General features: G+C 61.7%; 5 protein-coding genes and 1 pseudogene. All 6 read left to right on the top strand.

The window, feature by feature from the left end; all coding sequences use genetic code 11:
• Nucleotides 1-420, top strand: a pseudogene (locus tag ACILSI_RS22190) (hypothetical protein); the annotation flags it as partial.
• A 9-nt stretch (nucleotides 421-429) separates the two neighbouring features.
• Nucleotides 430-1,860, top strand: coding sequence for a sulfatase-like hydrolase/transferase (locus tag ACILSI_RS22185; RefSeq protein WP_395724107.1), 1,431 nt, complete (start codon nucleotides 430-432; stop codon nucleotides 1,858-1,860).
• A 7-nt stretch (nucleotides 1,861-1,867) separates the two neighbouring features.
• Nucleotides 1,868-2,227 carry a hypothetical protein gene (locus tag ACILSI_RS22180; RefSeq protein ID WP_395724106.1) on the top strand — a complete coding sequence of 120 codons (360 nt, stop codon included), beginning with the start codon at nucleotides 1,868-1,870 and terminating at the stop codon, nucleotides 2,225-2,227.
• A gap of 15 nt (nucleotides 2,228-2,242) precedes the next feature.
• Entirely contained in the window at nucleotides 2,243-2,902 is a 660-nt protein-coding gene (locus tag ACILSI_RS22175; protein ID WP_395724105.1) for a family 16 glycoside hydrolase, read from the top strand.
• A 56-nt stretch (nucleotides 2,903-2,958) separates the two neighbouring features.
• Nucleotides 2,959-5,676: a DUF1592 domain-containing protein gene (locus tag ACILSI_RS22170; RefSeq protein ID WP_395724104.1), complete on the top strand. Its 2,718-nt coding sequence runs from the start codon at nucleotides 2,959-2,961 to the stop codon at nucleotides 5,674-5,676.
• A gap of 20 nt (nucleotides 5,677-5,696) precedes the next feature.
• On the top strand, nucleotides 5,697-6,983 hold the full coding sequence (locus tag ACILSI_RS22165) for a DUF1552 domain-containing protein (RefSeq protein ID WP_395724103.1): 1,287 nt from the start codon (nucleotides 5,697-5,699) through the stop codon (nucleotides 6,981-6,983).
• Nucleotides 6,984-6,991: the final 8 nt, after the last annotated feature.

Below are 6,991 nucleotides of genomic sequence, written 5' to 3'. Positions count from 1 at the left end.
GGCGAGGAGGACAAATATTTCGCCAATGATCATCGGGCCGAAACTCTCGCCCTCGTGCCGATGATGCGAAAGCATCACAACGCAGCATGGAATCTCGTGGTTGAGCCAAAGACCGGTCACGGTCCCGTCGCGAAAACCTGGCCGCTGGTGTTTTCGTTTCTGCGCCACAGCTTCGCCGCACGCGTGCCGGCGGCTGCCGATGCGCGAAAGGGGCCGGTGAAGCTCAACACGCTCGCCACCGAGAGCGGCCATCTCGGCCAAAACTGGGATGCAGCCAAAGGCGGCTATCAGAATCTGTCCACCGCGCCGTTTGCCACATTCCCCGGCGACAAGGCGACAGCCTCATGGCTCATCAACGCCGCCTACGCCGCCGACTGGCAGGCGCTTCAGCGCGATGGCGAAGTCGGGAACTCGAACTGAAACAATCACATGAAACATCTCATCACACTCACCGCCCTGCTACTCGCGCCGCTCGCCGTTTTGTCAGCCGCCGATGCTCCGAAGCAAAAACCGAACATCATCGTCATCCTCTCCGACGATATGGGTTATGCCGACATCGGTGCCCACGGCGGCAAAGACATTCCGACGCCGCACATTGACCGCATCGCGTCGCGTGGGGTGCGCTTCACCGATGCGTATGCGAACGGTTCGTTCTGCACACCGACGCGCGCGGCGTTGATGAGTTGCCGGTATCAGCATCGCTACGGCATTGAGGACCTCGGCGGGCCGCTGCCCGCTCAGGCCCATACGCTTCCGCAACGACTCAAGGCGGCGGGCTATGTGACGGGCATGGTGGGCAAGTGGCACCTAGGCTCGACCGAAGGTTTCACACCGGTGGATCGCGGCTTCGATGAGTTCTTCGGCTTCGTCGGAGGCGGGCATCAATACATCATCCAGCCGGGCGGAAAGGGCGAATACAACGCCCCCATTCTGCGCAATCGCGACCCGGTGAACGAGCAGCGTTACCTGACGGACGCGTTCGGCGAGGAGGCTGCCGCCTTCGTCGAGCGGTGCTCCACAACGAAGAACGAAGAACCACGAACCAAGAACGCGAAGCCCTTCTTCCTCTACCTCGCCTTCAACGCCGTGCATACGCCGTTGCAAGCCATCGAGAAATACCGCGCGCGCTTCCCCGGCATCACCGATCCCAAACGCCAGACCTATGCCGCCATGCTCAGCGCGATGGATGATGCCATCGGACTCGTGCTCACGAAGCTGGAGCAGACGGGCAAGCTCAACCAAACGCTCATCGTCTTCACCAATGACAACGGCGGCCCGACCACGCGCAACGCCGTCAACGGCTCGCTCAACACGCCCCTGCGCGGCTCCAAGTGCGAGACCTTCGAGGGCGGTATCCGCGTTCCCATGCTGATGCAGTGGCCCGGCGTCATCGCGCCCGGCACGACGTATTCAAAACCTGCGATCAGCTTCGACATCAGCGCCACGGCGCTCGCCGCCGCCGGTGCTGACGCCTCTGCCATCGACGGCGTGGATTTGCTCCCCTTTGTCAAAGGCGAAAAATCCGGCGCACCGCATGACATCCTGTTCTGGCGCAGCCGCACGATGAGCAACAACTACGGAGCGCGCCAGGGCGATTGGAAATACGTCCACAGCACCGAAGGCGACGCCGCTCCCGGCCCCAAACAAAAGCCCGCGCAAGACATGCTCTTCAACCTCGCCGCCGACATCAGCGAGCAACACGATCTCGCCGCCGAACAGCCCGCCAAGCTCGCGGAACTGAAGAAGCTCTACGCCGCCTGGAGCGATGAGGTGGATGCCGACTGCCGAAAGCTCGGACTCGAACCAAAGTTCGGAAAGCCCGCAAAACCCGCCCCAGCCAAGAAGGCCACATCCAAGTAAGCTCACGATGAAACACACCCTTATACTCCTCGCCGCTCTCCTGCTCGTGCCAGTCACCGCTTTCCTCTCGGGTTGTTCGCGACAGCCTCAGTTGATGGTGAGCAATCATTCGTCCGCTCCGTTGACAAACGTCATCATTTCCGGTTCCGGCTTTTCCGAGTCCATCGCCACCATTGCTCCGGCTGAGAAGGCGACAGTCGGAGTCATGCCCTCCGGTGAGTCGAGCCTGCGTCTGGAGTTTGACGCCGGCGGCAAACACTTCACCGCTACGCCGGACTGCTATTTTGAAAGCGCGTCATACTACCGCGTCAATGCCACCGTCGCTCCGGACTTCAGCGTGAAAGTTGATGTGAGCACGAAATATTGAAAGACACCAAACATCATGAAGCTTACTCTCACACTCTTCCTCTCCCTGCTTTTCCCAGCGCTGCACGCCGCTGAGCCTTTGCCGGAAATCAAACCGCTACTCGGGGAACGCGGTGACGTCGTTTTCACCGAAGCCTTCGATGGGCCGAATGCCAAGCCGCTGGAGGTCATCGCTGCGGCGAAGTCCGAAATCGCCGAGGGTGCCGTGCGCTTGCTGAAGCGACCCGAGGTGACGCATCCAGGCATCGCCTTCATTTATGGCAAAGAGCGGTCGCCGCTCGGCGACTTCATCCTCGAAGCCGACTTCCGCTGGGATGACGGGCAGCAGTTTAACTTCCAATTCACCAAGCCCGGCAAGACTGAGCACGGTGTGCCCCCCGAGTTTTTCATCCAGTTTGGCCGCCCTAAAGACCCAACCAAAATGGGCTATTGGCAAATCACCGACAACGCCCCGCGCACCACCGTCGGCAAACACGTGGCGACCTTCACGCCGGGCCAGTGGTATCGCGTCATGATCGAAGTGCGCAACGGCGAGGTGGCCGTGCAACTGAGCAATGGCCAGTCGCTGCGCGGCAAATGCAATCTCGCCAGCACGCCCAAACGCCCGCCGCAGATCGGCTTCGGCGACGGAGCCAAAGGCGTGCTCGTGGACAACATCAAAATCTCGGCCTTCTGATGAGCGCACAGGCTTCACCGCTGATTAGAAGTTTGCGAACCGTTTTCATCTCCAAAATGCCATCACCTTTCCAAATCCTCCTGACCTCTGTGTCCCTCGTGCCTCTGTGGTTCACCATCGCTGCCGCCGAGGAAGCGCCGCTTGTCGTCATGGCGGAGAAGCATCGCGCCTTGTTCAAAGAGCACTGCGTTTCCTGCCACAGTGCGGAGAAGCAGAAGGGCAAGTTCCGCCTCGACGATCTGCCGTTCACCATCACAGACATCGAGACGGCGGAGAAGTGGCAGAAGGTGCTCAATCAAATGAACTCGGGCGAGATGCCGCCGGAGGATGAGAAACAACCGGCAAATGCGGCGAAGGCGGATCTGCTGGATGATCTATCGAATGTCATGGTCGCGGCGCGGCGCACGCTCAGTGATCAAAATGGCGTCATCACGATGCGGCGGCTGAACCGGCGCGAATACAGGAACACGCTGCGCGAGCTGCTGGGCGTGGAGATCAATGTGGCGGAGTTGCCGGCGGATACTGGCAATGCTGGTTTCGACACGGTGGGGGCGGATCTTTTCATGTCGGGCAATCAGGTGGAGCAGTATCAGGCACTCGGGCGCGACGCGCTCGACGAGGCCTTTGAATGGCAGGCGGCGGCGGGCGTGGAGCAGAAGCTGCACTATGAGGCGGAGGATTCGCTAAAGGTCATCCAGCAGAAATACGCCGAGAATCTCGATGCACTGGAGCGCGCGAAGAAGTGGGCGCAGGCGGTGGAAGAGGCGGCGGCCAAGTCGGAGAATGCCGCTGTCGTCGCCACACTCCGCAAGGAATCAAAGACCGATGACAACTTCCGCCGCTCGTGGGCGAAGCTCCATGGCGCGCCCGCGCCGGAGGACTTTGGCTTTAAGACCGTTGAGAACAACGCGGACAAGGCGAACCGCGCACTTGGCTACGGAATGCCGATGGGCGCGGGCTACATGCGGCCCTATCACGAGTATTACCTGAAGCAGCCGAATCTCGACAAGGGAGCCTACCTGACCATCGCGGGCGGCCTGGAACTGCCCAACGACAACCTCACCCTTTTCCTGCCTTTCGCCTGGAAGTCACTGGTGGGCGATTACGTCGTGCGCCTGCGCATTGCGGCGGTGGAGAAGGCACCGGCGGAGCGGAGGTTCATCGAGTTTGGCATCGACCCGCGCAATGGCCAGGTGATGAGCACGCACCACATCACCGGCACGATGGAGGCTCCGCAGATCATCGAGATTCCGCTCACGCTCACACGCCAGCATGCCGAGCGCGCGAACCGCACCCTCTTCATCCGCGAGAAAGGCACTCTCGATCACTTCACACAGACACGGGCGAAGTTTGGCGCTGCCAAAGCGAAAAACGGCATCGGCCCGGAACTCGCTCTGTGGGTGGACTGGATGGAACTCGTGCGCCTTCCCAACTCACGCGCTGGCAAGGCGCGGGCCATCGCGGCGCTGGGCATTCCGCTCGATGATCAGGCCACGCCGCCACCCGCCGAGTTGCGCGCGGCGCTGGAGCGTTTTTGCACCGAGGCCTTTCGCGGCAGCGCACCGCAGGTGAGCTTCGTGGACCGCCTGCTCGCACTCTACGAGTTGCGCAGCAAGGCCGGTGACAAGCACAGCGCAGCGCTGAAGAGCGTGCTGTCGGTCGTGCTGGCCGCGCCGCAGTTCCTCTATCTCGCCGAGCCATCGTCCGATGAAAAACGCCGACCGCTGACGGGCGAAGAACTCGCCACGCGGCTCTCGTATTTCCTCTGGGGTGCACCGCCGGATGCGGAACTGCGTGGACTCGCGAAAAGCGGCGAATTGATGAAGCCCGAAGTGCTCGTGGCGCAGACGAACCGCTTGCTCGACGACCCGCGCTCGAAAGACTTCACGCGGCCCTTTGTGCATCAATGGCTGGTGCTCGACCGGCTCGATTTTTTCGAGTTCAACCGCACGTTGTTCCCTCGATTCGACGCAAGCACGAAGCTCGCCTCGCGCAACGAAGTGTATGCCACCTTCGAGCATCTCCTGCGGCACGACGCGCCGTTGCGCGATTTGTTGAAGTCCGACTACGCCGTCATCAACAGCGTCATGGCGCACTACTACGGCATCGAAGGCGTCACGGGGGATGCGTTTGAAAAAGTCTCCCTGCCGAAAGATTCGCCGCGTGGCGGACTGCTCGGCATGGCCGCCGTGATGGCGATGGGCGGCAACGGCGAGCGCACCAGCCCGGTCGAACGCGGCGCGTGGGTGCTGCGCAAACTCCTCCACGATCCGCCGCCACCCGCGCCCGCGAATGTCCCGCAAATCACGCGCCTCGCCGGTAAGGTGCTCACCACCAAGGAGCGCCTGCAAGCGCATCAGGAGGACGCGCAGTGCGCGAGTTGCCATCGCAAGATCGACCCCATCGGCTTTGGTCTGGAAAACTTCGACGCCGCCGGCGGATGGCGCACGCAGGACACGTATCAAGTCATGGACAATGCCGGCAAACCCGTGCCAAACGCCAAGAAAACCTGGACCATCGAATCCACCGCGCAACTTCACAAAGGCCCCGCCTTCAAGGACTACTTCGAGCTGCGCGACATCATCGCTAGCAAGTCCGACAACTTCGCCAAAGGCTTCAGCGAAGCGCTCATCGAGTATGCGCTCGGCAGGCCGGTCGGCTTCCGCGATGAGCCGCTCATCACCGAGATGCTCGCCGCCGCGAAGAAGGAAAAGATCGGGGCGCGGGCGTTTGTCCGCGCCTTGGTCGAAAGCAAAGAATTTCACACCAAATAAGTATTGCATCTAATTTCACCATGAAAAACCGACGTCACTTTCTCCAATCCAGCACCGCTCTCATCGCACTGCCCGTGCTCGAGTCGCTCGGCTTCCGTCGCTTCGCCTCCGCGGCGGCTCCTGCCACACCGCCGAAGCGCATGATCTTCCTCAGCTTCGGCTACGGCGTCACGGAGAACACTTGGTATCCAGACATCAAAACGCCTGGCATTGACTACACCTTGCCCGTCGGCCTCGCGCCGCTCGCGCGGCACCAGAAGGACTTCAGCGTCGTGCAGGGACTTTGGAACAAATACAGCAACGAAGGCCATTGGGGCAGCACCATGTGGCTCACCGGCGCGAACCGTTACGCGCAGCCTGGGCAGAGCTTCAGCAACAGCATCAGCGCCGATCAAGTGGCCGCCGCCAAGCTCGGACTGGAGACCCGCTTTGCCTCGCTGCAGCTCGACGACAGCGAAAGAGCCGAGATGTCCGGCCACGGTCCCGGTCTCTCGATGGCGTGGGACGTCAGCGGCAAACCCATCGCCGGACTCAAAGGCCCCATCGCCGCGTATCATCGTCTCTTTGCCAAAGACACCACTCCCATCGCGCAGCAGAAAGCCATGCTCGCGCAAAAGCGCAGCGTGCTGGATGCCATGCTCGACAGCGCCAGGTCACTCCAGCGCGGCCTCGGTAAAACCGACACCGCCAAGCTCGACGAATACTTCCAGTCCATCCGCGACATCGAGACGCGCCTGGGCAAAGACGAGCAATGGATCGGCGTCCCGCAGCCCAAGGCCCCTCTCCCCGAGCCCAAGCCAGGCCTCGCCGGACGCGACGAGATCGCGCTCATGTATGACATCATGATCGCCGCCATGCAGACCGACAGCACCCGTGTCCTAACCTATCGCCAACCCGTCGCGAGCCTGCTCACCAGCCTCGGCATCAAAGTCTTTATCCACGACATGAGCCACTACCACACCACCCTCGGCGAGAAGCTCGACGCCTCCCAGCGCCGCGACATCGCGCAGAGCGAGCTGCTCGCCGGATTCCTCGACAAACTCAAAGCGACCAGGGAAGCCGACGGCAGCACGCTCTTCGACAACATCACCCTCGCCTACGGCAGCAATATCCGCACGGGCCACGAACTCTCGAACTGCCCCACCATCATCACCGGTCGCGGCGCCGGTATGAAACTCGGCCAGAACATCGTCGCACCAAAGGACACACCACTGTGCAACGCGTGGCTGAGCATGCTGCATGGCATCGGCATCGAAGCCGAGCGCCATGGGGACAGCACCGGCGTGCTGAAGGAGATCGTGGCGTAAATCCACGG

Source organism: Prosthecobacter sp. (genome assembly GCF_044232965.1).
In the GTDB taxonomy this organism is placed as follows: domain Bacteria; phylum Verrucomicrobiota; class Verrucomicrobiia; order Verrucomicrobiales; family Verrucomicrobiaceae; genus Prosthecobacter.
The sequence above is the reverse complement of the archived record's forward strand: the minus strand, read 5'-3'. Positions and strand labels throughout refer to the sequence as shown.

Coding starts and splice junctions, on each gene's coding strand:
- ACILSI_RS22170 (WP_395724104.1), top strand. CDS start 2,959: ATGCCATCACCTTTCCAAATCCTCCTGACCTCTGTGTCCCTCGTGCCT.
- ACILSI_RS22175 (WP_395724105.1), top strand. CDS start 2,243: ATGAAGCTTACTCTCACACTCTTCCTCTCCCTGCTTTTCCCAGCGCTG.
- ACILSI_RS22180 (WP_395724106.1), top strand. CDS start 1,868: ATGAAACACACCCTTATACTCCTCGCCGCTCTCCTGCTCGTGCCAGTC.
- ACILSI_RS22165 (WP_395724103.1), top strand. CDS start 5,697: ATGAAAAACCGACGTCACTTTCTCCAATCCAGCACCGCTCTCATCGCA.
- ACILSI_RS22185 (WP_395724107.1), top strand. CDS start 430: ATGAAACATCTCATCACACTCACCGCCCTGCTACTCGCGCCGCTCGCC.